Here is a 4243-nt window from a genome sequence, read left to right on the forward strand (position 1 = left end):
CGCCCCCGCGGGGGGGGGCGGGGCGCGCGCGCCGCGCCTCGTGGATAACCCCCCGGATCCGGTCGGTCGGCGCCCGGGCCTGGGCGCGGGCCCGGATATCGCGCGCCCGGCCGGGAATGGTTGAGCCAGGGCCTAGGGCGTGTCTGACACGCCCTAGCGCTGCGCGACGTCCACGTTCTCCAGGACGCCGACCGCGTCCGGGACCAGAATCGCGGCGGAGTAATAGGCGCTGACCAGGTAGGAAATGACGGCCTTGTCGTCGATTCCCATGAACCGCACCGAAAGGCTCGGCTGGTACTCGTCCGGAATTCCGGTCTGGTGCAGGCCGACGACGCCCTGGTTGTCCTCGCCGACGCGCAGCGCCATGATCGAGCTGGTGTGCCCGCCGATGACCGGGATCTTGTTGCACGGGAAGACCGGCACCCCGCGCCAGGCCGTGACGTGCTTGCCCTCGACCTCGACCGTGCCGGGGACGAGGCCGCGCTTGTTGCACTCGCGGCCGAAGGCGGCGATGGCCTTGGGGTGGGCGAGGAACATCTTGGTGCCGCGGCGGCGGCTGAGCAGCTCGTCCATGTCGTCGGGGGTGGGCGGGCCGGAGTGGGTCTGGATCCGCTGGTCGTACGCGGCGTTCTCCAGCAGGCCGAACTCGGGGTTGTTGACGAGCTCGTGCTCCTGGCGCTCGCGCAGCGCCTCGATGGTCAGCCGGAGCTGGTGCTCGGTCTGGTTCATCGGCTGGTTGTAGAGGTCGGCGACGCGGGAGTGCACCTTGAGGATGGTCTGCGCGACGCTCAGCTCGTACTCGCGGGGCTTGAGCTCGTAGTCCACGAAGGCGCCGGGCAGCTCGTACTCGCCCCGGTGCCCGGCGGAGAGGTCGATCGCGGCCTCGCCGTGCTTGTTCTGCGCCTGCTGGAAGCCGTTCAGGTACTCGATGACCTGCAGCTGCAGGGCCTCGGAGCGGTCGTGGAGCTCCTGGAAGGCGGGCCAGGAGAGCGCCATCACGGTGCCGGAGGTGGCGGCCCGGACGGTGTACGGCCAGGTGCCCTCCTCCTGCTGGAGGGCCTCGTCGCCGAGGTGGTCGCCGTCGGCGAGGGTGCCGACCACCGTCTCCTCGCCGTACTTGCCGGTGCCGAGCCGTTCGAGCTTGCCGTGCGCGATGAGGAAAACCTCGTTGATCGCCGCGCCGGCGGAGACCAGTACGTCGCCGGCGGCGAACTCCCGCTGCACGAAGCGCCCGGCCAGCTCCGTCAGGACGGCCTCGTCCTGGAAGCCGTGCAGCACCGGCACCTCGGCCAGCGTCGGCGGGACGATCCGCACCTCGGAGCCGGTCTTGACGAAGCTCACCCGACCGCGGCCGACCGAGTGGCGCAGGCGGCGGTTGACCCGGTAGGTACCGCCGGACACCTGCACCCAGGGCAGCGTCTTGAGCAGCCAGCGCGGGCTGATGCCCTGCATCTGCGGCGCGGACTTGGTGGTCGTGGCGAGGTTCCGCGCACCCGCCGTGCTCAGACTCTGCTGCTGCCGGATCTCCGGTTGCGCGCTGGGCGCGGGAACACCGGCATTGGTTTCGGTCGACATAAGGGGAGCCCTTCGCATGCCCGATGAAGTGTCGCCTTGCACATTCATGTTGCAGCTTCATGGTGGGCCCATTCGGGTGCATCCCGCAATCACTCATTCGAGTGGTTCGGGATAACCGAACAAATAGTACGACTGGATCACCCGATCGATATCTGTTCGATTGATTATTCGAACTTATCGGGAATACCGCCTCCCATCTTCCCCCATCGGCACCCCCTCCGTCGCCACCCCTTGACACCCGCACGCCCGGCACCCCTCCCGCCCGGGGCCGGGGAGCCGGCCGCTAAGGTGCCACCTCACAGGGCCACCAGGCCAGTTGACGAGCACGGCCGACCACGAGCCCTGACCCTTCGTCACCCCATGCCCTGGGAGGCAGTCTTGACAGCCCCCGTCCGTGTCTGGCTCAACCGCACCTACGCCGAGAACGTCTTCTTCATCGAACAACTCCGCACCGCCCCTCGCCCGGTGGCGGTCCACGCGACCCACGCCGACCCCGACTCCCCGGTGCTCGCCGCCGCCGACCACGGCACCCTGGAACCCGCCGACCTGCCCGCCGACGCCTACGTCGGCTACGCGCTCGACTACTGCGCCCGGCACTCCATAACCGTCTTCCTCCCGCAGCTGCACCAGCTCGCCATCGCCCTCGCCCGGCCGGAGTTCGAGGCGATCGGCACCACCCTGCTCTGCCCGCCGGCCACCGCCATCGCCACCTACACCAGCAAGGCCGACGGCTACCGGGCGATCGCCGCCGCCGGACTGCCCACCCCGCCCTGGTGGCGGGTGCGCACCGCCGACGAACTGCTCGACGCCGTCGGCCGGATCGAGGCCGCCGGGCACACCGCCTGCCTCAAACCCACCACCGGCGCGGGCGGCACGGGCTTCCGGGTGCTCACCCGGGAGCCGTACGGGCCACGGCGGCTTCACGGCTGGGACCACCGGGTCCAGGTCGAGCAGGTGGCCGCCGCCCTGTCCGCCGGACCGGGCGCGGGGGACGAGGGGGACGAGCCCGTCGACCTGCTGGTGATGCCCTACCTGGACGGGCCGGAGGTCTCGGTGGACTGCCTCGCCGACCGGGCCGGCCACCCGCTCACCGTGGTCGGCCGCACCAAGGAGGGCCGCCGCCGTGGCTTCACCGCCGACCCGCGGTACCTGGAGCCGGTCCGGCGCCTGGTCGGGGCGAGCCGGATGGCGTACCTGTCCAACATCCAGTTCCGCGAACTGGCCGGGCGACCGGTGGTGATCGACGTCAACACCCGGCCCGCCGCCGGGCTCCACCAGCTGCGGCTGTGCGGCCTCAACCTGCCCTGGGACGCCGTCCGGCTGGCGCTCGGCGAACGGCCGGAACCCACCGGGGTGGATCCGGACGTCCACGGCGTCGAGTACACGCTGGTCTCCGGCATCCAGCCGGTGCGGCCGCGCCGGGCGCCGGCCCCCGTCTCCCTCGTCCGGCAGCGGTAGCCCGGACGCGACGGCGGGCGGCTCGTGCGGGGCTCGTGCGAGGCTCACACGTGGCTCTTGCGGGGCTCGGTGCGGCCGCGCCGACGGCAACCCCGCTGCTACAGCGGGCCGTTCCAGTCGAGCGTCGGCTCCAGCACGCCCTCCAGGGTGAGCAGCCAGCGCTTCACGTCGATCCCCACCCGGCCGCCGCCGAAGCCGCCGATCCCGTCCGCCGCCACCACCCGGTGGCAGGGCACCAGCAGGGCGACGGGATTGGCGGCCATCATCTGGCCGACCGTCCGCGCCGCCAGGCCGGGCTCGGCCACGTCCTCGAACACCCCGCTGAGGGCCGCCAGTTCGCCGTAGGTGATGGTCCGGCCGTACGGCACCTCCTGCCAGAGCGTGCGCAGCACGGTGCGGTGCGGACCGGAGCTCAGGCTCCAGTCGATCGGCAGGCCCAACTCACGGCTGCGGCCCGCCAGATAGGCGCCGATCCGGTCCCGGACGGCGGCGGTCTTCGACGCGTCGGTGCACGGCGGCAGTTCGCCGTCCCGCCCGCCGTACCCGGCCGCCGCCACGCCCAGCGGCGTCACGGCGATGTGCATCGGGCCGCTGGGCAGCGGCGTCTCCACGGCCAGCCAGGACATCGACCAGGACTGCGGCACGCTCGGGCCCCCACCCTCCGCCGGACCGGCCGCCGGCCACTCCGGCGCCCGCGGGGCGCACGACCTCCGCCCGCCCCGCACGCCATCGTACGGCGGGCGGGGCGGCGCGCCTGCGGCGTCGGCGGGCACCGGGGCCGTCGGCTGCGGCGGGCAGCGGGGCCGTCAGCGCCGCCCCTTCAGCTCGGCCGCGAGCGCCCGGGACCAGTGCGACAGCTCGGCGCGGTCCGGCGCCCGGCCCTCGCACAGCAGGGTGAGCTGCGCGTCGTTGATCCGGTTCGGCCCCGGGATCTCCAGCAGGTACGCCAGCTCCGCCAGTACGGTGGCGAGCCGCTCGGCGTCCGTGCGGTCCAGGGTGGCCGCGGACTCGTGGTGGCTGATGGTGAGCGAACCGGGCATGGTCAAACCTCCTCCGTCCACCCCCGCTCCCTCCACGGTACGACCGGTCCGGCCGCGGCGCCCCCCCCCGGCGGGGGGGGGGGGGCGGCCGGGGCAGTGCGGCCGCCCGGGGCGCCCGCCGTGCGCGCGACTATAAACCAAGGTGACAGACGCGGCCCACGCCAAGATTA

4 protein-coding genes are annotated in these 4243 nt (G+C 72.8%); 1 reads left to right on the top strand and 3 read right to left on the bottom strand.

The window, feature by feature from the left end; translation table 11 throughout:
• Positions 1 to 153: 153 nt before the first annotated feature.
• Complete coding sequence (locus ACFV6D_RS23250) at positions 154 to 1575, bottom strand: family 2B encapsulin nanocompartment shell protein (RefSeq protein WP_063348812.1); 1422 nt, start codon at positions 1573 to 1575, stop codon at positions 154 to 156.
• 378 nt (positions 1576 to 1953) lie between these two features.
• Between ACFV6D_RS23250 and ACFV6D_RS23255 the strand changes: the two genes are divergently transcribed.
• Positions 1954 to 3033, top strand: a complete 1080-nt coding sequence (locus tag ACFV6D_RS23255; RefSeq protein ID WP_380495314.1) for an ATP-grasp domain-containing protein — start codon at positions 1954 to 1956, stop codon at positions 3031 to 3033.
• A 98-nt stretch (positions 3034 to 3131) separates the two neighbouring features.
• On the opposite strand, the gene ACFV6D_RS23260 is transcribed toward ACFV6D_RS23255, so the two are convergent.
• Both ACFV6D_RS23260 and ACFV6D_RS23265 read right to left on the bottom strand, forming a co-directional pair.
• Complete coding sequence (locus ACFV6D_RS23260; protein ID WP_380560999.1) at positions 3132 to 3677, bottom strand: methylated-DNA--[protein]-cysteine S-methyltransferase; 546 nt, start codon at positions 3675 to 3677, stop codon at positions 3132 to 3134.
• A 162-nt stretch (positions 3678 to 3839) separates the two neighbouring features.
• The gene (locus ACFV6D_RS23265) at positions 3840 to 4073 is read right to left on the bottom strand and encodes a hypothetical protein (RefSeq protein WP_063348809.1); all 234 of its coding nucleotides are present in this window, start codon (positions 4071 to 4073) and stop codon (positions 3840 to 3842) included.
• Positions 4074 to 4243 lie beyond the last annotated feature (170 nt).

Source organism: Kitasatospora sp. NPDC059812, from assembly GCF_042732075.1.
Taxonomy (GTDB): domain Bacteria; phylum Actinomycetota; class Actinomycetes; order Streptomycetales; family Streptomycetaceae; genus Kitasatospora.

Excerpts from the sequence above, each read along its gene's own strand:
- ACFV6D_RS23250 (WP_063348812.1), bottom strand. The coding sequence starts at position 1,575 with ATGTCGACCGAAACCAATGCCGGTGTTCCCGCGCCCAGCGCGCAACCG.
- ACFV6D_RS23265 (WP_063348809.1), bottom strand. The coding sequence starts at position 4,073 with ATGCCCGGTTCGCTCACCATCAGCCACCACGAGTCCGCGGCCACCCTG.